At 28.9% G+C, this 22,440-nt stretch carries 19 protein-coding genes and 1 pseudogene; 3 read left to right on the forward strand and 17 right to left on the reverse strand.

Annotated elements, in window-relative coordinates; genetic code table 11:
- Nucleotides 1-35 precede the first annotated feature (35 nt).
- Nucleotides 36-791, forward strand: a complete 756-nt coding sequence (locus tag Q0V15_RS04520; RefSeq protein ID WP_297436440.1) for a thermonuclease family protein — start codon at nucleotides 36-38, stop codon at nucleotides 789-791.
- Between the two features lie 51 nt (nucleotides 792-842).
- Here Q0V15_RS04520 and Q0V15_RS04525 read toward each other — a convergent pair whose 3' ends face one another.
- The 7 genes from Q0V15_RS04525 to Q0V15_RS04555 all read right to left on the reverse strand — a co-directional run bounded on the left by Q0V15_RS04525 (nucleotide 843) and on the right by Q0V15_RS04555 (nucleotide 12,732).
- Nucleotides 843-1,418, reverse strand: a complete 576-nt coding sequence (locus Q0V15_RS04525) for a xanthine phosphoribosyltransferase (RefSeq protein ID WP_297436442.1) — start codon at nucleotides 1,416-1,418, stop codon at nucleotides 843-845.
- Between the two features lie 205 nt (nucleotides 1,419-1,623).
- The gene (gene mprF, locus Q0V15_RS04530) at nucleotides 1,624-4,182 is read right to left on the reverse strand and encodes a bifunctional lysylphosphatidylglycerol flippase/synthetase MprF (protein ID WP_297436444.1); all 2,559 of its coding nucleotides are present in this window, start codon (nucleotides 4,180-4,182) and stop codon (nucleotides 1,624-1,626) included.
- A gap of 193 nt (nucleotides 4,183-4,375) precedes the next feature.
- Nucleotides 4,376-4,846, reverse strand: a complete 471-nt coding sequence (gene smpB, locus Q0V15_RS04535) for an SsrA-binding protein SmpB (protein WP_297436446.1) — start codon at nucleotides 4,844-4,846, stop codon at nucleotides 4,376-4,378.
- A 158-nt stretch (nucleotides 4,847-5,004) separates the two neighbouring features.
- A complete protein-coding gene (gene rnr / locus Q0V15_RS04540) occupies nucleotides 5,005-7,173 on the reverse strand; it encodes a ribonuclease R (protein WP_297436449.1) in 2,169 nt (722 codons plus the stop codon).
- Nucleotides 7,174-7,644: 471 nt separating this feature from the next.
- Entirely contained in the window at nucleotides 7,645-7,872 is a 228-nt protein-coding gene (secG, locus tag Q0V15_RS04545; RefSeq protein WP_297436451.1) for a preprotein translocase subunit SecG, read from the reverse strand.
- Nucleotides 7,873-8,024: 152 nt separating this feature from the next.
- Nucleotides 8,025-9,071 (reverse strand): hypothetical protein, encoded by a 1,047-nt coding sequence (locus Q0V15_RS04550; RefSeq protein ID WP_297436453.1) that lies wholly within the window; start codon nucleotides 9,069-9,071, stop codon nucleotides 8,025-8,027.
- Nucleotides 9,072-9,234: 163 nt separating this feature from the next.
- A complete protein-coding gene (locus tag Q0V15_RS04555; protein WP_297436455.1) occupies nucleotides 9,235-12,732 on the reverse strand; it encodes a polysaccharide lyase 8 family protein in 3,498 nt (1,165 codons plus the stop codon).
- Between the two features lie 372 nt (nucleotides 12,733-13,104).
- On the opposite strand from Q0V15_RS04555, the gene Q0V15_RS04560 reads away from it, so the two are divergent.
- Complete coding sequence (locus Q0V15_RS04560) at nucleotides 13,105-14,310, forward strand: OFA family MFS transporter (RefSeq protein ID WP_297436457.1); 1,206 nt, start codon at nucleotides 13,105-13,107, stop codon at nucleotides 14,308-14,310.
- A 79-nt stretch (nucleotides 14,311-14,389) separates the two neighbouring features.
- On the opposite strand, the gene eno is transcribed toward Q0V15_RS04560, so the two are convergent.
- The 4 genes from eno to Q0V15_RS04580 all read right to left on the reverse strand — a co-directional run bounded on the left by eno (nucleotide 14,390) and on the right by Q0V15_RS04580 (nucleotide 17,951).
- Nucleotides 14,390-15,691 carry a phosphopyruvate hydratase gene (eno, locus tag Q0V15_RS04565; protein WP_297436459.1) on the reverse strand — a complete coding sequence of 434 codons (1,302 nt, stop codon included), beginning with the start codon at nucleotides 15,689-15,691 and terminating at the stop codon, nucleotides 14,390-14,392.
- Nucleotides 15,692-16,067: 376 nt separating this feature from the next.
- On the reverse strand, nucleotides 16,068-16,610 hold the full coding sequence (locus Q0V15_RS04570) for a tryptophan transporter (RefSeq protein WP_297436461.1): 543 nt from the start codon (nucleotides 16,608-16,610) through the stop codon (nucleotides 16,068-16,070).
- A gap of 457 nt (nucleotides 16,611-17,067) precedes the next feature.
- Nucleotides 17,068-17,334 carry a hypothetical protein gene (locus Q0V15_RS04575; RefSeq protein WP_297436463.1) on the reverse strand — a complete coding sequence of 89 codons (267 nt, stop codon included), beginning with the start codon at nucleotides 17,332-17,334 and terminating at the stop codon, nucleotides 17,068-17,070.
- Between the two features lie 86 nt (nucleotides 17,335-17,420).
- Nucleotides 17,421-17,951: a GNAT family N-acetyltransferase gene (locus Q0V15_RS04580; RefSeq protein ID WP_297436465.1), complete on the reverse strand. Its 531-nt coding sequence runs from the start codon at nucleotides 17,949-17,951 to the stop codon at nucleotides 17,421-17,423.
- A 225-nt stretch (nucleotides 17,952-18,176) separates the two neighbouring features.
- Here Q0V15_RS04580 and Q0V15_RS04585 point away from each other — a divergent pair, with 225 nt between their 5' ends.
- On the forward strand, nucleotides 18,177-18,563 hold the full coding sequence (locus Q0V15_RS04585) for a hypothetical protein (RefSeq protein WP_297436467.1): 387 nt from the start codon (nucleotides 18,177-18,179) through the stop codon (nucleotides 18,561-18,563).
- Nucleotides 18,564-18,697: 134 nt separating this feature from the next.
- Here the strand turns inward: Q0V15_RS04585 and Q0V15_RS04590 are convergent, their stop codons facing one another.
- From Q0V15_RS04590 to Q0V15_RS04615, 6 genes and pseudogenes are all read right to left on the reverse strand, one after another.
- Entirely contained in the window at nucleotides 18,698-19,993 is a 1,296-nt protein-coding gene (locus Q0V15_RS04590; RefSeq protein ID WP_297436469.1) for a hypothetical protein, read from the reverse strand.
- Nucleotides 19,994-19,995: 2 nt separating this feature from the next.
- Complete coding sequence (locus Q0V15_RS04595) at nucleotides 19,996-20,505, reverse strand: sigma-70 family RNA polymerase sigma factor (RefSeq protein WP_297436471.1); 510 nt, start codon at nucleotides 20,503-20,505, stop codon at nucleotides 19,996-19,998.
- A gap of 128 nt (nucleotides 20,506-20,633) precedes the next feature.
- The gene (locus Q0V15_RS04600) at nucleotides 20,634-21,098 is read right to left on the reverse strand and encodes a dUTP diphosphatase (RefSeq protein ID WP_297436474.1); all 465 of its coding nucleotides are present in this window, start codon (nucleotides 21,096-21,098) and stop codon (nucleotides 20,634-20,636) included.
- A 68-nt stretch (nucleotides 21,099-21,166) separates the two neighbouring features.
- On the reverse strand, nucleotides 21,167-21,532 hold the full coding sequence (locus tag Q0V15_RS04605) for a hypothetical protein (RefSeq protein ID WP_297436476.1): 366 nt from the start codon (nucleotides 21,530-21,532) through the stop codon (nucleotides 21,167-21,169).
- A 25-nt stretch (nucleotides 21,533-21,557) separates the two neighbouring features.
- A complete protein-coding gene (locus Q0V15_RS04610; RefSeq protein WP_297436478.1) occupies nucleotides 21,558-22,130 on the reverse strand; it encodes a GNAT family N-acetyltransferase in 573 nt (190 codons plus the stop codon).
- A gap of 100 nt (nucleotides 22,131-22,230) precedes the next feature.
- Nucleotides 22,231-22,440, reverse strand: a pseudogene (locus tag Q0V15_RS04615) (2,3-bisphosphoglycerate-independent phosphoglycerate mutase); the annotation flags it as partial.

Raw genomic sequence — 22,440 nt, forward strand, 5'->3', positions numbered from 1 at the left:
AGATAATTTTATATTGTACAAAAAGGAGCAAACAAATGAAGAAAATTTTAATAATCGTTATAATTGTAATTATAGTTTTAGCTATATTCCTTATAACTAAGAATAAAAAAGATGCTAAGAGAGATTATTATAAGCGTTCATCTCATAATGAACATAGAGAAAAATCTCATAACACATATAAAAATAAAGATACTTTTGAAGTTAAAGGTTTTAGCAAAGGTTATGATGGTGATTTTAATAAAAAAGCTGTTGAAGCTGCAAATAAAAAATATTCAAAGGTTACACTTAATACAAAGTATTCAGTTAAGGGAAGTTCTAATATACAAGGAGCCACAAATTGTGAATATGTAAGAGATATTGATGGTGATACTCTTGTTGCAAAAGTTAATGGTAAAAATGAAACAATAAGGTTCTATGGAATTGATACACCTGAGGATGTTAATCCTAGAATCCACTGCATAGAGCCATATTCAATACAAGCTAAAGACTTTGTTGAGAGTAAACTTAAAAGTGAACAAACTATAAAAATACTTTTCAATGATGAAAAAGGTAAATATGGTAGAAGTGTTGGAACAATCTATTATAAAAACAATAATAAATGGTATAGCCTAAATGAAACACTTGTTGCAAATGGACTTGCTAGAGTTGCATACCTAAATCAAAATAATAAAACTATAAATACTAATGATTTATATACTGCACAAGATAATGCTAGAAGTCAAAAGCTTAATATTTGGAGTATAGATGGATATACTACTAGATATGGCTTTAACCTTGCTATATTTAAATAGGAAAGAAATTCAAAGAAAGGGATTGTGCAATGCACAATCCCTTTAAAACTACTATTTAAAAGTAACCTCTCCAGCTTCAATCTTATCAATTATAGCTAAAGATTCAACTCTAACACCTTTATTCTCAAGGTGCTTTCTTCCATCTTGGAAACCTTTTTCTATAACAATTCCAGCTCCAACAACTTCAGCTCCAGCTTGTTTTACAACATCTAGAAGACCAAATATTCCACAAGCATTTGCAAGAAAATCATCTATTATAAGAATCTTTTCCCCTTTATTTATAAATCTCTTATCCACAACAACATTATAAGCTGTTTGCTTTGTGAATGAATAAATCTCTGATGTAAAAACATCTTTTTCTTTATATCTTGGTACTCTGTCTACTTTTTTACCAAATACCATTGGAATATATCCAAATTCTCTTGCTACAAAAGCAGCTATAGCAATTCCTGTTGATTCAACAGTAAGTATTTTATCTATCTTTTGATCCTTAAATCTCTCTTTAAATTCTTTTGCTATCTCTTCAACAACTCTAACATCCATTTGATGATTTAAGAAAGAATCTACTCTTAATATATTCTCTTCTATTCTACCTTTTTCTTTAATTATCTGTTTTAATAATTCCATGTAGTTCCGTCCTTTCAGCTATATTATTATCTAATATAATTTTATACTATATCTTAAATTTTGGCTATAAAAAAGATATTCTATGAACTTTTTAACTATTTATTATTATATTTACAGGTAGTATCAAAAATAATACTACCTGCTTTAAAACATATTTAAATTTAATTCATATAAATACTAAATTTTAGCCTTCTATATTAAAATCTTATTTATCAAAGTAAGCCTTACTTACTTTAACTAATACTGGTTCTGTATCTCCACCACCATGTTTAGAAAGCAGTGCTGCCTGTGTCATTGCAAATATAATAGAAGTTTTTCTTCTATAAGCAACATATCTAGGCTCCCAGTTATTTGTATATTTCTTTTTAAATTTTCTAAGTCCTTTAAATGAATAGAAAATCTGTCCATATTCATAAATTTGAAGTGATACTTTTTCGCTAAAGAAAGCATATTTAGATGTTCCAACATTTGCAAGTGGAGCCATTCCCATATTAAACTTTTTATAGCCTTGCTCTTTACCAACTTCTACAAGATTTATAAACATATAGTCCATAATTCCTCTTGTTGCATTTTTCTCAAATCTCATTAAATCAACAGAGAAACTCTCACCATCATTATACATATTCATAAGGTTAGCAAATCCTCTTATAACTCCATCAGCATCTCTTACAACACCAATAGCTTCTTTTGAGAAGTAATATTCATCAAAGAATCCAACTGAATAACCTTTTTCAGGTCTTCCCTCTAGCCAATCATCTGATATAGCTTTTAAAGTTTTAATTGTTTCTTCTGAATGAGGTGGATATATCATATCAAAAGTATATCCCTCACTAACCATTTTATTTCTTGATTTCTTAAGACTCTTCATTTTATTCCCTACAACTTCAAAAGTCGGAACATCAATCATAGCCTCTTCACCAATCTTCATAAAATCATAACCATGAGCATGAAGATACTTAATCATATTTTCTTCTATTTGATAGAATACAATTGTATATCCATATTTATCTGCAAATTCATAGAAATTTTCAATCTCTTCAAATATTTTTTCTTGATTACCAATAGGATTACCAAGAACAAATATCTTATCACTATAAATTTGATATTGGAACATTACATCTTTATCATCGTTCATATAAATAAACTTATCTCTTAAATACACAAGATGAGTAAGTGAACTTCCTCTATAATTTTTAACTATTTCATTTATATCTTCTTCATAATCGTAGAATGTTTTGTTTGGAATTTTACTTTCATTATTCATAAAGTAAATTATTATATATATTACAACTGCTACAATAAACATTGATAATGCTATTCCACCAAGCTGTCTAAATAATTCTTTTGCTAAATGATTTCTTGTATAAACAAGATAAATATCTAAAACTCCATAATATCCTATAAGTGATGCTAATAATATAAAGGCATCTTTTATAGTATTCTTCCATCCCATAATGAAACTTTCTCTATAGAATGAACTTCTACTTCTATAAAGTATATATATAGCTATTACACTTATAACAATCTCTCCTGGATAGAAACCTTTTGATAAAAGCGTAAATATCCCAACTATAATAAGAACAAATGTAGCCTTATATATAGTCTTTGATTTATATCTTAGCATACAAGCTGCTATTATCGATAAAAACCCTATAAGTATGCTTAAATCGTTTGAGAAACCTAGCGTATGACTTCCAAATAGTTTTCCAAACAAATGTATCTTTTTAAGCAGATTCTCATTAATTCCTGTTAAAAGCATAGTTATTCCTGTTAAGAAAACCATAACCCTTAGGAAATTATAAGCAAATGATGAAATAATCTGGTCTGGTAAATAATTATATCGCTCATTCATCTTCTTACTAAAATCATATAAGTATAAAGATAGTCCTATAAGAACTGGAACAATATAATAACTTATTCTATAAAGTAAAACTACTATTAGAGCCTGTGATACAGGAACTCCATAAGCTTCAACTCCAGATATAAATGCTAAATCAAAAGTACCAGCACCACCTGGTATCATACTTATAATACCTATAACTGCTGAAGTTATATAAACTGGTAAATACTCATAAAACTTAATATGTGACCCTGTAATTCTTAAAATTATATATATAAGAACAACTGTTGTAAGCCACTCAAGTATAGACATACCAATGATTGCAATAGTTCCAAGGAAATCACGTATATCTTTTGTTTTTATAAGTTTATATACTAAGTAAATTAAAAGAACTGGTAAATACAATGATAATATTACCATTGGAATTATAACCCAACCTTCTCCTAGGAAACTGTTAAAATCTGACGCAAGATAAAATAAACTTATAGCTGCAAGTCCTGTAAGATTTAAAGCTATAATTTTACTTACCTCTTTTAAAAGTAATTTTTTATCATCTACATGATCTCCATAAAAATGTTGTTTAATTGCAAGTGATGCAGCTCCACCAAATCCCATAAGACTTGAAACTGAACTTGCTATCCAAGAATATTTATAAAGCTTTGCATAACTAAGCTTTATACCAACTTTCTTTTTAAGGATAAAATCATAAAATGATAATGGTGCAAATGATATAATCCCGCATAATGCTATGATTACAATATTCCATAAGCTAAGTCTGTCTTTATATCTAATTATGTATTCTAGATTGACACCCTTTAATATATGACTAAATTCTCTTATAACAAAAATAAATACAATAGAAACAAATATTATCTTTAATATCGTCTGTATTTTTTTGCTTATCTTAAAGTTCTTAAAGTTCATATGTTCCTCCTACTCGCAGTCTTTTTCATTAGTAATTTTATTTAATTTTAAATTGTCTTAACACCTAAATCTAATTTTACAACATTTTAACGTTTTTTTCTCTCTTTTTAGCTTTTTACTTCCAAAAAAAGTGTAAAAATTAAAAAAAGTGCCAATAATTCTATCAAATAGATTATAAACACTCCCTTTATTTTTAATATTTATTTCTTTCTTTAAGTTGTCTTGCCATATCTCTGTTTGCATCTTTTTCAAGCATAGTATTACGCTTATCATAATTCTTTTTACCTCTACAAACACCAAGTTGAACTTTAACTCTACCATTCTTTAAATAAAGTTTTAATGGTATAAGTGTAAGTCCTTCTCTTTGAACTAGCATTGATAGTCTTAATATTTCACTTTTATGAAGAAGTAATTTTCTATATCTTAGAGGGTCTACATTAAATATATTACCCTGTTCATATGGACTAATATGCATAGCTTTGATAAATATTTCTCCATCTTCTATATCTGCATAACATTCCTTAAGAGTAGTCCTACCAAGTCTTATTGATTTTACTTCTGTTCCAACAAGCTCAAGACCTGCTTCCATAGATTCCTCTATAAAATATTCATGTCTTGCTTTTTTGTTTTCTGCTAATGAATTTATACTTTTTTTTCTTGCCATACTCTCACCTACTCGTGAATTTATTTTTATATATTTAAACACATCCTAAACATTTTAAGATGTGTTTAATAATTATTATTTTATCATAAAGATAGTAAAACTGTAAGTCTTTGCTTAAATATTACAATATTACACCTTTTAAATTCCAATTAATTTTCTTAGTTTTCTAAAGCTTCTGCTGCTTCTTTCTTTTCTCTAGCTTCTTTCATATACTTATCTTCAGCTATAGCAAAGTAAACTTCTCTATTATCAACATCAACCTTAGCACATAAAACTTTCATTTTATCACCAAGTGTATATAACTTCTTATTTCTCTCACCAATAAGTGAAAGTCTAACATCATCAAATACATAGTAATCATCTTTAAAGTCTGTTATATGAATAAGTCCTTCTACTGTATTTGGTAATTGTACAAACACACCGAATGAAGTTACTGATGAAATTATACCATCAAACTCCATACCAACTTTATCCTTCATATACTCAGCTTTCTTTAAATCATCAACTTCTCTTTCTGCATCTTGTGCAACTCTCTCCATTTCTGAAGATTGCTTTGATGAGAATGCAACTGCTTTTGAAAGTTCTTTTGATCTTTCATCATCAATTTTTCCATTTAATGATTCTTTTATAATTCTATGAATTTGTAAATCTGGATATCTTCTGATTGGTGAAGTGAAGTGACTATAATATTCTGCTGCAAGTCCAAAGTGTCCATCATGAACCTCTGAATATTTAGCTTGCATCATACATCTTAATAAAAGTGTACTTACAACATTCTCTTCATCTTTTCCTTTTACCATGTTAGCAACTTCTGATATACTCTTTGGAGTTATCTCATTACCCCAGTTTATTGAATATCCAAGATTTTTAACAAAATCTTTAAATTTATCAAGTTTTTCTGGATTTGGCTCTTCGTGAATTCTATAAACAAATGGAACTCCTGCCCAGAAGAAATGTTCTGATACAGTTTCATTACATGCAAGCATGAACTCTTCTATCATTCTGTTTGATATTCCTCTTTCATAAGGTTTAATATCAACAGCTTTTCCTGCATCATTAAGAATAATCTTACACTCTGGGAACTCAAAATCAATTGCTCCTCTATCCATTCTCTTTTTATTTAAGATAAGTGCAAGTTCTTGCATTGCCTTAAAATCATCAACAAGGTAATCATACTTTTCATTAAGCTCTTTATCACCTTTAAGAATATCTGTAACTGCTGTATAAGTCATTCTTTCGTTCGTTCTTATAACACTCTCATGAACTTCATGATTTATAACTTTTCCATTTTCATTTAAAGTCATCATACAACTAAGAGTAAGTCTATCAACCTGTGGGTTAAGTGAACATATTCCGTTTGATAACTTTCTTGGAAGCATTGGTATAACTCTATCAACAAGGTATACTGATGTAGCTCTTTTTAAAGCCTCTTCATCAAGCGGACTTCCTTCTCTAACATAATGTGTTACATCTGCTATATGAACCCCAAGTCTGTATAATCCACCATCTAATCTTTCAATAGAAACAGCATCATCTAAATCCTTAGCATCCTCTCCATCTATTGTAACCATTCTTAAATCTCTAAAATCTGTTCTTCTATTAATTTCAGTTTCTGGTATATCTTCTGTTATTTCATCAGCAGCTTCTAATACCTCTTCTGGGAATTCTTCTGGAAGTGCATATCTCTTAATTACAGATATTATGTCAAGTCCTGAATCTCCTTTTCTACCTAAAACCTCAACTATCTTACCTTCTGGTTTTTTACCTTCTTGTGGCCATCTTGTGATTTCAACTTGAACAATATCTCCACTTTCAGCTTTATGTCTATCTTTCTTAGATACAAATATATCTTTTAACATTCTTTTATCATCTGGTATTACAAAACCAAAGTTTTTACTATCCTCATATCTTCCTATGATTACATTTAAAGCTCTTTCTGTAATTTGTGCTATTTCACCCTCACATTTTTTACCATCATTATCTTCTTTTAAAATTCTAGCAAGAACTTTATCTCCATTCATTGCTGAACCCATATTACTTTTAGGTATAAATACATCTTTTCTACCCTCTTCATCAGGTAATACAAAACCGTATCCTTTTTGGTGAATCTGAATCTTTCCAGCTACCATTCCCATTCTTGTAGCAAGTCCTAGTTTCTCTTTTGAATCTCTCATAACTAGACCCTCAACTACCATTCCTCTAATTATCTTTTTAAATGTCTTGTATTCTTTAGTGCTTATACCAAATATCTTTACAAGATCTTGTATATCCATTGGTCTATATGCTTCTTCTTGCATAAGACTTAAAATATTTTGTTTTAATCCCATGTTATTCCTCCGTTATTTCAATGTTTCTATAATTACTATCTTAATTTCTTTTTCAAGCTATTATTTCACTGAATTTTATTTTCTTATTATTTTTAATTATTGACAAAAAACTCTCTTATAATACTAATTATATAGTATCATATTTGTACCTTTTAATATAGATATGATTTTTCACTACCAATATATAAACAGACAGATAATATGAAATGTTCTACTTAATACTTTCATCACTATATTTTATGTAATTACTCGCAATTAATGTAGTATTTATTTCATTTTTTTATAATATATTTTGAGAATTAATTATATTTGTAATCTATAACTTTAAAACTTCTCCACACCATCTAATTTAAGTTTTATCTCATAGTTATTAATTTCTTATTTATATTACTTTATTTTCTTAGTAATTAGTATAATATAACAAAAAAACGCACAACTGAGTTGCACGTTCTAACTATCCATCAACACGATTTAAATCATATTTAAAGTAATTGTAACAACTGTAAATAATATAGCTGAGACAATAGTTGTCTTGATAAGCATAGCGTCTTTAGTCTTCCCCTTGTTCTTTGAAAAGAATGTTTCACCTTTACCTTGAATGAAACCACTTAAAGCGTCAGCCTTACTTGGTTGCATTAATATTGAACCTATAATCACTATCGCTAGTATAAAATCAATAACTATAAGAGCTGTTCTCAAAACCAGCACCTCCATCTATTTCTAAGTTTATATTTAATCAATAGACTTATAATATCATATGCCCTATTTTTTTACAATATCAACTCACTTTATGTTATCTATTATAACATATTATTAATATATTATTGTTACAATCCTATTTCTTAAAATGTTTAAATATCAACTATCTGCTTTTTAACTTCTCCATCTTTTTCTACTTCTATAAGAATAGAATCACTAAAAATATCTTTTATAGTTATATTTCTTGGAATCATAATAACATTATTTTCTTCTAAATTTATTGCATAACCTTTATCACTTATTACATTTATCTCTCTTGGTTTTACAATTAAGATACCATTTATAATCTCAAACTTTGTATCAAGTCCAAGATTACCATCATCTAATACAGCTACATTTCTTTCACCTGTTTTAATATTTATGGAAACAACTCCCTCACCCTCAATAATTCCACATAAATAATCTTTATAAATTTTAGGTCTTATAAGATTTGGAACTTCTAAAATACTTTCCCATTTAGGTTCTTTATTTTTTGTAGCAAGTTCTATATCTAAAACATGAGTAGTTTCAAACTCACTATTATATGTAATATATTTATCTGAAACATCTGGCATTAAATTATCTACTGTACCAATATCACCAAAACCAGTTCCATCTTTTAAATTATAATATTTAAAACTTGATTTTCCACCTTTAGTATTTTCAATAATCACTAAATTTTCATCTTTTATAGCAAACTCTGAAAAACTTGATATATCATCTCCAGTTACCATTGCTTTTCTTTCAATGCTACCATCTTCTAAAATTTTCCCACAATAAATTGTATTTGTAATACCATTCTTTTTATCTTTCAACATATCAGTTTTATTATCTACTTCAAGACTTTCTCCATACACAATATACTCACCCTCAATTTCAGCGTTAAGAGCATAATTCTTATGTGAACTTTTCACAATTATATTAGCTTTTTCCGTTGTAATATCATGCAAGAACAAATCATCTGCTCCCTTAACATCTGTAAAAAGAATTTTTGCCCCTTCTTTATCTAAAATTCTATACTCACTAGAATTTATCAATTCCTCTTTGCTTATAGTAATTTCTTTATCAGTTTGTAACAAACTACTTCCTACAACTAGAGTACCTATCCCCATAAATGTAGCTATTAAAATCCATTTAAACTTATCTAATCTTTTTATCATAATTATATCTCCCTAAATTTTATTTCCACATCTTATTTTTCTATCTCAATTATTTAAAATCCTTTTATATATTTTTCTTTAATATAAAATTTACGCTTAATCAATAATATTACTTTATTAAACATATGAAAAAGGAACTATTTTCATAGCTCCTCCCACTTAATTATTTAACTTTTAATCTTGTTTCTATTGTTTGTCCATTTGCTCCATTAACATCAATTTCTAAGATTGTTTTATCTCCATCTTTAGTTACTAAAACTCTTTCATTATTTGATATTACCTTTTTAAGTTTTTTATCTAAAACTACTTTTATTTTCCCTGTATTTTTCATTGTTGGATCTGAAACTCCTATTATAAGCTCACCATCATCCTCTGCAATTGTAATTGATGATTTATTATAAGCTGTAACAAAATCAATTTTATGCTCTCCATCTTCCCAAATATTCATTGCAAGTACATCTTCATCTGAATCTTTTACTGCTTGAACTTTTGAGTTATTTGCAAGTATTTCTATCTCACTTTCTTTAGCAAAATGTTTCATATCTTTCTTATCAGCATTTGGAACTATTATATATTCATAACTAGCATTTTTTGGTGCTACTCCATGGTCAAACCACATAGTCATAAAGTTATTATCTACAATATCTGTTGTACCACCATTGTTTACAGACTTCCAAGTTCCTTCTCTATTCTCTCTCTTTAAATTTATAGTTGCTTTATTTGGGAAGTAATATCCTATATTATTATCTTCACCTTCTCCATCAAAGTGAACCCATGATACCTCTTCATTTAAGCTATCACCAATTTTTTTAACTGAATTTTTATTATCAACAGTTATTTTTTCTCTTCCACTCTCTGAAATTTTTCTATTTTCAACTATTGTTTCTATATTTGTACCTGTTGTACTACTTATATCTGTTCCAAGACATACTATTTGCTCATCTATCATAAAGTATGATTTTTTAGCTTTTAAATCTTGTCCTATTCCATCATTAGACTTATCAAGTTGCATTGCAAATGCTCCATACTCATTATCTACACTACTTCCACCTACAAAACTAGCTAGAGATTTCTTTTTATGAGCTGCTGAATCTTTAAGTTTCATACTATCTACAGTAGTTCCTGAAAGTCTATATGGATCAACTGTTGCCCAATAATTTCCTGAATACTGTCCTAAATCTCCATTATATAAATAAGTCATTCCATCCGCTGTATGGAATCCCTTTAAGTGCTCTCCATTTATAGATTCATAGTTTGAAATTCTATCCGAGTACATACTAAGTCCAAATCCAAAATCATCATCTCTATAGACAACTCTATCCATATTAGCAAAGTTAAATATCCCCTCAAGTTCTTCTTTTACTTTTATAGACTTATCATTAACTATACTTTTAGCAAGCATCTTAAACTCATAATCTGCTGTATTAGCTATAAAATCATATTCATCATTATTTACAAGCCAACCTTTTATCATACTTAAGAAATCTGATTTATAAGGTTCTGGTGCAAATCTACTATAATACTTAACCATACTCTTTATAACACCTGTTCCATGTCCTGCATCTGATGACCTAAATCTTGAAATTGATCTTCCACTAACCATATCCATCATAAGTCCATTGTACATAAGTGGTTCAAATGAATCTGTTACAACATTATACATATTATCAAGCTTTGTCATATCTATTGCCCATTCACTATCATCAAGCATATAAACAGTTTCACCAATTCCAGATAATAAAATTGCTCCATAAGTTCCTGTATATGCAATACTCTCATGTTGAACTATTGAACCATCAGTATAGAATCCATCACTTTTTGTAACATATTCTAGTTCTTGTAGAATATCCTTACTTGCTTCTAAAAGCTTATCTCCCTCTTTAGTTATCATAGACCTAACAGCAACAACCTTAACCATGTCAGTCCTATTCGCACCTATAGTTTCTCTTATAACCTCTGGAACTGTTGTATTTCCTCTCCATTGATCCCTTGCATTTTCCACATACCATGAACTTGCATCAGTTTGCTTTTTAATCTGTTCATCAGTTAAGTTATTTCTCATTATTATAAGAATATCATTAAGCTTTTGTGGTGCTCCTATCTGCCAGTCCCACCAATTTGCAAAGTAAATCCCTTCTCTATAAACTTTTTCATTCATAAAATCTAGTGCTGAAACTATATCTTTAAGAAGTCCTGCATTTTGATAAAGTGTTGTACCCTTTGTTTCATATGCTTTTGCCATCATAAGTATTTTCTCAAATGATTTTGTTACATAACTTGAACTAGATGTTGAAGAATCAAACTCACTCCATAAACTTTCTCTATCCTCATTTTTATTCATAGCATCCCAAGCAATTTGCCCATTCTCTGATACACTTTCTAAATAATTTATAGTATCAACATCACTTGCTACCATCATTTTATTTGGTATAAGTGAATCATATAATTTATTAGCTAGAATATCATACTTATCTATAACATTTTCTTCTACATTAACAACAAAACTTCCAACAGTTTTACCACTATCACTTATAGCTAAAACTTCTGTACTTCCAATCCCTTTTGTATGTAAAACTCCATCTACAACATCAGCAATTAGTGGATTATTACTTTTTAAAGTATACTTTTCATTAGCATATCTTGGAGTAACATTTCCATCACTTAAAACTTTTCTTCCATTCTCTAAATTAAAATCTTCAAACTCTACATTTTCAATTAAAATCTTATCTGAAACTTTTATATTAATACTTGAAGTTAAATTCTCATATCCCTTAAGAGTTGCTGTAACTGTAGCATCACCTATTTTATTTGCCTTAAAAACTCCATTTTCTACTGAAACTACTGATTCATCACTACTACTCCAAATAATTTCCTTAGCATCACTATCTTCTAGCATAATTTTTACATCAAGCTTAAAACTTGCAGAAACACCAACAGTTAAATCTTCCGATAATATTTCTATACTCTCTGGCTTAACCTCATTTGCAGTAATACTTGTATTATCTATAAATATTGAACCAGTAGCCCCTGTTGAAAGTCCTGTATCAAAAACAAAAACTATCTTCATTGATACTGCATTTTCCTGAGTTTTTATTGAATATTTATATTCTTTCCAATCATTTGTTCCCTCAAGTTTAACTAAATCACTTCTTCCACCTGAAACAAGCTTTCCATCTGCTCCAAACTGTTCAACTCTAAGAGCCACAGGCTTATGTGCAGAATTGGTACTATCAACTTCTAATTTTTCAGTTTTAATTGATGTACTAATCTCATAATCTCGACCTCCACTTATAGGTACATTATTTCCTGTTTGGAAGAATCCAACTGATTTATTTAAATCTATTTTAACAGCATTTGTTCCCTCAAAAACATCATCTATTACTACTGTTCCAACTGGCTTTGTAAATTCCTTATAAACTCTTAAATCCCAAAACTTTGGTTTAATTTTATTTGTCCAAAAATCTGCAAAAGCTGCTGATGCAATTTCTGTAACTTCATATCCACCATTAAAATTATCTTCATTTATCATCTCTATCTCAACATTCTTATTTTCACTCTTAATATCTGCTATTGCAAAACTAGATATATTTGATGTTATAACACCAACACACACTAAAATACTTAAAGTTTTTGACATATAATTTCTATGTTTTTTTAACATACTATCCACCCCTTAAATAAATTTCTTAAAAATATTTAAAGCAACTAACATGCCAAATATGAAAACCTTTAAATCTCTACTTTATATATTGCTAAATAATACTTTTCTCCCTTTAAATCTGACTCTTACTAGATAATTATTATGTTTCCTATGACACTTTCGATAGTATGTATATTATTTGTATGACAGTCTTTAACTTTTTACTTCTTAAAATAAGCTTTTGCCTATCTTTTGTAAACCCTAATCCTCACCCTTTCTTTTTAAAATCTTCTTATTTACATTTTTAGCTATAATTTATTACTCTAAATTTAAATAATTCCTCATTTTTTACAAATACTATCTCTTATAAACTAATTTTATAGGAGGCATATTATGAATTCTAATAAAAAATTAATAGTCTTACTTGGAACAATGATTGCACAAATTGGACTTGGAACTCTTTATACTTGGAGCTTATTTAACAAGCCACTTGCAACTCTTCATGGTTTCACACTAGAACAAGTTGTTTTAAGCTTTTCAATAACAAGCTTTTCACTTGCAATAGGAACTTTATTTGCAGGGAAACTTCAAGATATCTTTGGAATCAAGGTTGTTGTTTGTGCCTGTGGAATAATTCTTGGGCTAGGGCTTATAGCTGCCCCAAGATTTGATGCCCTTTGGCAGTTGTACATTTCTGCTGGATTTATAGTTGGGTTTGTAGATGGTATTGCATATATCCTCACACTTTCTAACTGTATAAAGTGGTTCCCAAAACAAAAGGGACTTATAGCTGGATTATCAGTTGGATGCTATGGTCTTGGAAGTCTTATCTTTAAATATATAAATTCAGATTTCTTAAATCGTGATGGTGTTATACATGCATTTATGTACTGGGGAATTATTGCATTTATACTTGTTTTCATAGGTGGACTTTTAATATCAGAAGCTCCTCATATTTATGAAAACAAAGAAATTTCTAAAACTGAAAAACTGTTATATAAGCAATATACTAGAAAGGATTTATTTACTTCACCACAGGCATACTTACTATTTTTATCATTCTTTGCATCATGTCTTAGTGGATTATTCTTAATTGGAACAGCTAAAAATATAGGAATATTATTTGTAGGTTTAACATCTGCACAAGCTGGAAATTCAATAGCATACATAGCAATATTTAATACTATGGGAAGAATTGTGCTTGGGTGGCTATCTGACAAAGTTAACAGAACTAAAGTTTCTGCATTTGCATTCTTCTTAATATTCTTTGCAGTATCAATAATCTTATTTGTAGAACTTACTCCTACTCTATTCACAGTTGCAATAGCTTGTATATCTTTTGCCTTTGGTGGAAACCTAACAGTTTTTCCATCAATAGTTGCAGATTACTTTGGAGCTGAAAATCATAACAAAAACTACGGAATAATATATCAAGGGTTTGGAGTTGGAGGAATACTTGGTGGGCTTATTTCTGAAATAATGGGTGGCTTTAAACCTACATTTTGGGTAATGCTATTTGTGTCATTTGCAGCACTAATAATAATGCTACTTCTAAAAGCCCCAACAAAAACATTGAAAATTAAAGAAGCTACAAAATAATTTGCTTATAAAAAAATATATATTAAATTAAAGCTCAAAAAAGGCACTTTCAACTACTGAAAGTGCCTTAAATATTTTACTATTTTCTTATATTAAAGAATGTATCCATTCCTCTGTATTCTGCTACATCACCAAGTTCTTCATTAATTCTAATTAATTGATTATACTTAGCAACTCTTTCACTTCTTGCTGGAGCACCAGTTTTAATTTGCCCAGCATTTACTGCAACAACTAAATCTGCGATTGTAGTATCTTCAGTTTCTCCTGATCTGTGAGAAATAACTGCTGTCATTCCAGCTCTGTTAGCCATTTCTATAGCATTTAAAGTTTCTGTAAGTGTACCAATTTGGTTAAGTTTTATAAGAATTGAGTTTGTAACTCCTTCTTTAATTCCTCTTGCAAGTCTTTCTGTATTTGTAACAAATAAATCATCACCAACAATTTGAATTCTATCCTTTAGTCTATCAGTCATGATTTTCCAACCATCCCAATCTTCTTCTGCCATACCATCTTCTATTGATATAATAGGGAATTTATTAACCCAATCTTCATAGAAATCAACCATTTGTGTTGGTGTTAATGATTTCCCTTCATTCTTAAGTTCATACATTCCTGTTTCATCATTGAAGAATTCTGATGATGCTGGGTCAAGAGCTATAAATATTTCTTCTCCTGCTTTATATCCAGCTTTCTCTATAGCTTCTAAGATTATTTCAATAGCTTCTTCATTTGATTTAAGGTTTGGAGCAAATCCACCTTCATCGCCGACTCCTGTTGAATATCCTTTAGCATTTAATATTGATTTTAATGAGTGATAAATTTCACTACAAGCTCTTAAAGCTTCCATAAAATCTGTCATTCCAGCGGGCATAATCATAAACTCTTGTAAATCAACTGAGTTATCAGCATGACTTCCACCATTTATAATATTCATCATTGGAACTGGTAATACCTTAGCATTAACTCCTCCGATATATTGATATAGTGGTAATGCTAGTGAAGTTGCCGCAGCTCTTGCTACTGCAAGTGATACTCCAAGAATTGCATTTGCTCCAATTCTTCCCTTGTTAGGAGTTCCATCTATTCCAATAAGTATTTTATCAATTTCTGTTTGATTATAAACATTTTCTCCAATAAGAGCTTCTGCTATTTCTGTATTAACAAATTCTATTGCCTTTGAAACACCCTTACCCATATATCTATTCTTATCTCCATCTCTAAGCTCTACTGCTTCAAATATTCCTGTTGAAGCTCCTGATGGTACTATAGCTCTTTCTAAAGTTCCATCTTCTAAGTATATTTCAACTTCTACTGTTGGAAAACTTCTTGAGTCTAATACTTGTCTTGCTTTAATGTCTACTATTTCTAAATATTGTTTCATAATTTTTTTCTCCCCTTCTCTTTGTTTTCATTAAACTTTATATTGTAACTACCTATGCAGCTTATTTCTAATTGATATCATTTTTCATCTATGTGTTTATTATATACCAAACGAAAATGATTATCAATAGCATTTATAAAGTTTTATATTAAAATTTACGATTCTTTTTGAATAATTACCTATTTTAGCTTTCCCACTTAACTTAAAAAATATTTATTTAATTTAATTTCTATTGAAATTCTTTTTATATCACGCCTTTTAATCAAAGAAATTTTAAAATTCGATACATTATAAATTGTTGCTACACATAAATTAAGCAAGGTTCTCTATTTTAGAAAACCTTGCTTTTTTATTTAAATATTTAATTTAGGGCTATTTAAGTTGTAGCTACTACTCTCATAGATTTTTCTATAACTTTAAATAAAACTACTCCAACTACTAAATTAATAGCTATTGCTGGTAATACTACTGTCATAAATAAAGCCATAAATGGAGCTGGAAGTCCAACTATCATAAGAGCACTACCAAGGAAAACTGATCCACTAATAAGTGTTCCTACTGGTAAAATAATAACCATTTGTATAAATCTTTTTTTCTTTTCATCCATATCTTTAAGGACTTTACCTAAAACTAAAACTAGTAAAAATACAATATGAACTGTAACCATCTTATCTATAAAGTTAGGAATTTGTCCACCTGGGAACTTTGTTGTAAGTGCTGTAAATATTCCTGTAACAATTCCTGATATTAACGTAGTTTTATAATCTCCATTGTTTATTATAATAACTATAAATAGCATTGCAAGAGCAAAATCTGGCTGCATTGGTAATCCTAGTGCAGGTGTAATCTGATGAAGCATTGCCCCAACTCCAAGTAATAAAGCATTCATAACTAATTTTTTTGTATTTTGATTTCTCATAATTTATAATACCTCCAATAAATTTTTTATTATTTTTTTGCCACTCTGATTCATCTTCTACCGTTCATCTCACTAAAATCACCTCCTATAATTATTTTTTAAAAACAAAAAAACTCCCTCCTAATAAAAGGACGAAGTTACTCGTGTTGCCACCTAATTTGCATATAATACTACTAAAAATATTTTACATACCGCTCTTTTCGAATACTAACATATTCTAACTGCTATAAGGTGCAGTACACCACAAGTCATACTCTCTTTAAAAGATTTCCACTTATACCTCAAAAGTCCATTCATATTTCTCCTTCTTGCAAAGATTCCACCACCCCTTGCTCTCTTTATTGATTCTAAGAAATACTACTCACTCTTTTTCAACGGTTTATTTTATTTCCATTTAATGTATATTATATATTTAACTTATCAATTTGTCACTATTTTTTTAAAGTTTTTTATAAATTTATTTAACTCTCATAAATATAAGCAGTAAAATAACTATAACTCCAGCAAAAAAACTTAAATTTGCCATTATTTTATCTGGCTTATTTGTAGAATCTTTTGAAATTTCATACTGTCCTATTCCTATGAGCATCTCTGTTATAGCAATGAATAAAATTCCAAGTTCAATTCCCATATCAAGCCCTAAAAAATAAAATACAATAAGTCCTGTTGCAATAATACCTGAAATACATGTTACAGTAGTAATTACTTTAATTTTACTCTCCACCAAGCTAACCTTCTTTTTAAATTGCTTTATAATACATTATATTCATACTGCTTATTAATTATTAAACTTTCAAAATATTATTTTTTCTAACAATATTTTTCCCTAAACATCGCCATTAAAATAGTATCATGATACTTTCCATCTCTGAAAATTTCTTTTTTAAGAGTACCTTCAACTTCAAAACCAAGTTTTGTATAACACTTAATAGCTCTATCATTAAATGAATATGTTGATAGCTTTATTTTTTCAAGGTTTAATTCATTAAATATAAAGTTTATAAGAACTTCAAGTGCATCTGTCCCATATCCCTTACCCCAGACATTCTTATCTCCTATAAATATTCCTATCTCACAATATCTGTTTTTTAAATCTGTACTATTAATTCCACAACCACCAATGTAATCACCTGTATCAATATCTTCAATTGCAAAATTATAAGTTAAATTATTATTACTCTTATTACTTTTTATAAACTCCTCTTCTTCACCAAAACTTAGTGGAAAAACAGCACCCTTTTCTAAATACTTTTTCACCTCATAATCATTCATAAATTTATGAGCTTTCTCTATGTCAGATTCCTTATAACATCTTAGTAAAACCTTACTTCCTTCAAACATATTCACACCTTAGCAGAGCCTTTAATTCCACCTTTCCCCTTTTCCATATTTTTGAAATTTTATTTTTTCTTTAAATTATATTATTATATATAGTATAAAGCAATATAATGTTAAATAAAACTTCACTTTATATTGTTATAATATAAACTACTTACAAAATATAAGCTTATATTTATTTCAAATAATATACCGCCTTATATAATCAAACAAAAGAGGGTGTAAAATATGTTATCATGGATAATCAGCAGACTGCCATTAATAATTGCAGGAATAATCGTACTAATTCTATTCTACATATCAGCAAGACTTAAAATAAGACATAAGCTAACAGATTTCTTTTACAGAAAACTTCATTTCCTATCACCAGCAATGCTACAAGTTTGGGCATTTATAATAAACTTTGTAGTAATTCTTGGAGTTGGTTTTGCAAATTCAATACTTCAAGAAACTTGGTTCACAGTTACAATATTCCCACTAGCTGTAGCTATTGTAATAAATGTTACAACATCTCTTATTGCAGTTGCAAATATTCACAAATATCATGCAAAGCAATACAGAAAAAATCAAAAACCACATGCAAAAAAGAATCCTAGAAAAGCTACAAAAAAATAATATTAAACTTTATAAATATTATTGTAATTTATGCTAATACTATTTATACGACATGAATCACTTTCTTATTTTAAAATTTTTTATTAAAAAGCAGACTCATTTTATATAAAATGAATCTGCTTTTCTGCTTTATATTATTTTACTTTTAAAGTTATAGGTTGTGCTTTTTCTATCACCTCATCTAAATCCTCTAGCTCACCATTATTATCTTTGTACATAACCCTAGGTATTAATTTTATAGTATCACCTGTTACTTTTCCCTCATATTTCTTTCTCCAAGGAAGTTTTGACCAATCAATTTTTTCACTGTCTACACCTTCAACAGCATCATGCCCATTTTCACCTGTTTCTTTTATTTCTGTCCCATCTTCATTTACTACATCAAAAGACCTAATACTATATATATTATCCTCCATATCACCATGAAGATATAAAACTTCAACTCTTTTTCCATCAGGATATATTATAACCTCTTGTACTGTTGTTTCTCTCATACCATCAACTTTATAAGTATAATCAACTGGTATATATTTAATTGCACTTTCTTTAGTCGTAGCTTTTAATTTAATATTTACTGGTATTTCTTCTTTTATACTAACAGCTAAATTTTCCACAAGTATAATATCTTTAAGCTTTATTTCAAGATTTAGATTTTTCTTACCAATAAGATTTTCTGGAATTATAACTTCTGTTATAACTTTGCCCTCTTGTGAATAATCTGAATTTCCATATGTCTGTTCTCCATTTATAGTAATATCACTATAATACCCTACACCTTCATCATACGGAAAATCTTCATCTGACATACCCCAATCATAACACGCCTTTACATCTTTAAGTCCTTCTATGAAAAACGCTTCGCCTGGCTGTTCATTTTTCTTTGTTTCCTCATCTATTCTCTTTTGCATAGCTTCTAAATCTTTGCTTACATCTTTACCACTATATATTTTCTCTATAATACCCCTTTCTTCTTCATGAGTAAATAACTCAGAACCTCCAGTTCCAATTGTATCTATATTATAATTTCCCTCTTTAATCTTCCACTCTTCTGCCTTTGCACCGCTTCTATCAACAGTTTCCTCTATTCTAATTATCCCTGACACACTTGTATCAATCTCATACTTAAATTTAATGCCTAAATAAGTAGCTTCATATACTCCCTTTTCTGATAAATCTCCATTATCTAAAACTATGCTATAATTTCTTTTAGCAAAAACCTCTTTAATAGAATTTATAGCTGCCTCAACATACTGTGGATTAGCCACTAAAAACCCACCTGATATAACAAATCCAAGACTTGCTGCTATAAGTCCATTCTTCTTTCTTCTTTTACTAATCAAAGTTTTCTTACATGCATCATTTATAGTCTTCTTTATCCTATCATCAAAATTCTCTGGTAATTTAATTTTCCCATTACTATCCTTTCTCATAATTAACACCCCTCTAATATTAATTTAAGTTTTTTAAGTGTTCTATTAATTCCACTTTTAACTGTTCCTGTTGGTACATTATTACTTTCTGATATCTCTTTAATACTCATATCCTTTAAATACCTTTTCACAATCAAATCCTTATCCCTATCACATAAACTATCTAATGCATCATATAAATCAATTTCATATTCTTTATCTTGATATCTTAATTCGTTCTCAAATCCACTTATATCAATAGCAGTAGTTCTTTTCATCTTCTTATAATTATCTCTACAAGTATTAACAACTATCTTGCTCATCCAAGCATTAAACTTATCTATACTTGTACATTTATCAATCTTTTTTATTGCCTTAACAATCGAATCTGAAAGAGCATCCATAGCGTCATTCTCATTCTTAAAATAAGCATATGCAATTGTATATAACTCTCCCTTAATTGGCTCAATTAACTTATAAAAGCTATCTGCATCCCTCTTTTGAGCCCTCTTAAACACTAATTCATCGTTCATATTAAACTCTCCCCCCGAAGTACTTCATAAATAAAGACGATTCAAATATACAAAACGTTCCATAAAAAAGCAAGAATACCTAAAAAAATTTAAGTATCCTTGCAAAAAATTCATTAACTGAACTCATATTATTTTGTTCCTGTTGTACCAAATCCGCCTCTATCTGCATTTCCAAAGCTTTCAACTTCTTCAAATTCAAGTTCTGGCATAACTTCCATTATTCTAAACTGTGCTATTTTATCACCTTTTTTTATCCAAGAACCTTGTTTTTCTACTCCATCAATCAGCTGTGTATCTTTAGTTAAAAGACAGAAAACAGGCATATGCCACTGATCATTATCACCTATATATGTATCATCAATAATCCCAAGACTATTAGTCATCATAACACCCCAAGTCTTAAATGTAGAACTTCTAGGTGCAACATGACCTTCCCATCCACAAGGAAGTTCTAAAGCAAATCCAAGTGGTACCATAGCTCTATTATTTAACTCAACAAATACATCTTTGTTTGAATATACATCTATCCAATTTCCTTTACTTATCTTTTGTAATTTTGTAGCACCTTCAAAATATTTTATTCTAATTTTCATCATAATCATCCTTTCTTATGTCAAACTCTAAAGTTTATTATCTATTCAAGTTTCAAATTAATTCTATGCTAATATTTTAAGGCTAAATCCCTCAAAACATTTGTATAAAGAATAAATTCACTTTCCCCTTTACTCCCAATAGCACCTACAAGATTTAGCGTATTAAAACTTAAATCCCTTAAATATTTATCTAAGTACTTCTTGCTATTTGTATACCCTTCAACCTTTTCAAGTTCATCTATCATAGGTAGAATAATATCATTTATCTTACTAAGCCTATTTTTTGAGAGAAATATCTCATTTTCTCTAATTTTAACCTTACTTATTATGCTAGTGCTAAAGCAATCAAGTATGTCTCTCAAATTATAAATTTGGTCTTCTAATATAATCGCATTTCTTTTCCCTATTAGCTTTGATACTAAAATTTTATCCATACTAAATCACCTCATAAATATAATATTACATATTTTCCTTTTTAACAAACTCTTCTTTCAAAATACTATAGTAAACTATGTTTTTAAATTCTCCATCTTTAAGTATGTGATTTCTAAAAAAACCTTCTTTTTTCATAAAAACCTTTTGCATAACTTTACCTGATGCTATATTTGATTCAAAATGTCGTGCAAATACTTTATTATATCCTTTTTCATAAAATGCAAAATCTAAAATAGCATTTATAGCCTCTGTACAATATCCCTTTCCCCAAAACTCTTCCCCAATCCAATATCCAAGTTCACCATTATTATCTTCCTTATTATTAGAAAGTGCTACTGTACCATATAATTCTTTTGTATTTTTATCTACGATTGCAAGATTATAAACCCTATCACTTTTAATTCCAAATTTATGTCCTGCTATCCAAGCTAGTGCATCATCTTCAGTATATGGAAAAGGTAGTATTCTTGTTACTTTATAAATATTATAATTATTTAAAAGCCTACTAATTTCTAATGCATCATCAAAGTCCATTACTCTTAAAATTAGTCTATTTGTTACTATGTCTTTATAACTTCCCTCTAAGATTATATTCACACCCTTTGCTTTTATAACTTTTAATATTTATATTAAACAAAAGGCTATATTTATTCCTTTGCATAAAAAAAGAACTGATTTCTCAGTTCTTTCATATCTATTATTTATTTAATAATGACACTCCTGTCATTTCAACTGGCTTTTCAAGACCTAAAACTTCAATCATTGTAGGTGCTATATCAGCAAGTTTACCATCAGCAACCTTTTTACCAACTGAGTTATTTGCAACCCAGAAGAATGGTACTAAGTTTGTTGTGTGAGCTGTCATAGGAATTCCTGTTGAGTAATCTATCATTACTTCAGCATTTCC

Source organism: uncultured Clostridium sp. (genome assembly GCF_947036855.1).
In the GTDB taxonomy this organism is placed as follows: Bacteria; Bacillota; Clostridia; order Clostridiales; family Clostridiaceae; genus Sarcina.